We start from the raw sequence: 770 nt of genomic DNA, 5'->3' as shown, positions 1-770 counted from the left end.
AGTCTTCTGATGTATTCCGTAAACCTGGTGAAGTCGCTGATTCTGGCAAGGGTTACACGCTTGCACAGAAAATGGTTGGTAAAGCATGTGGTGTAGCAGGTGTTCGTCCGGGCACTTACTGTGAGCCTAAGATGACAACCGTAGGTTCTCAAGATACAACGGGTCCTATGACGCGTGATGAGCTTAAAGACCTTGCGTGTCTTGGCTTCTCAGCAGACCTAGTTATGCAGTCGTTCTGTCACACATCTGCGTACCCTAAACCAGTTGACGTGAATACTCACCATACACTTCCTGATTTCATCATGAACCGTGGCGGTGTTTCTCTACGTCCAGGCGATGGCATTATCCACTCGTGGCTAAACCGTATGCTACTGCCAGATACTGTCGGTACTGGTGGCGACTCGCATACTCGTTTCCCGCTAGGTATTTCATTCCCAGCTGGTTCTGGTCTGGTTGCATTCGCAGCGGCAACAGGCGTTATGCCATTGGATATGCCTGAATCAATTTTGGTTCGCTTTAAAGGCAAGATGCAACCGGGTATCACACTTCGTGACCTAGTTCATGCCATCCCTTACTACGCGATTCAACAAGGTCTACTGACTGTTGAAAAAGCCGGTAAAGTGAATGAATTCTCTGGCCGTATCCTTGAGATTGAAGGTCTAGAAACACTAACGGTTGAGCAAGCATTCGAACTGTCTGATGCGTCAGCTGAGCGTTCTGCTGCGGGTTGTACCGTTAAGCTATCTCAAGAATCAATCGAAGAGTACCTA

Annotated in this window: 1 protein-coding gene; it reads left to right on the top strand. The window is 48.2% G+C overall.

All coding sequences use genetic code 11. The annotated features are described in order from the left end of the window. A partial coding sequence (locus R7040_RS25985; protein ID WP_318097507.1) for an aconitase family protein occupies nt 1-770 on the top strand: 770 nt, incomplete at both ends.

This window comes from Vibrio sp. 1069 (assembly GCF_033340555.1).
The sequence above is the reverse complement of the archived record's forward strand: the minus strand, read 5'-3'. Positions and strand labels throughout refer to the sequence as shown.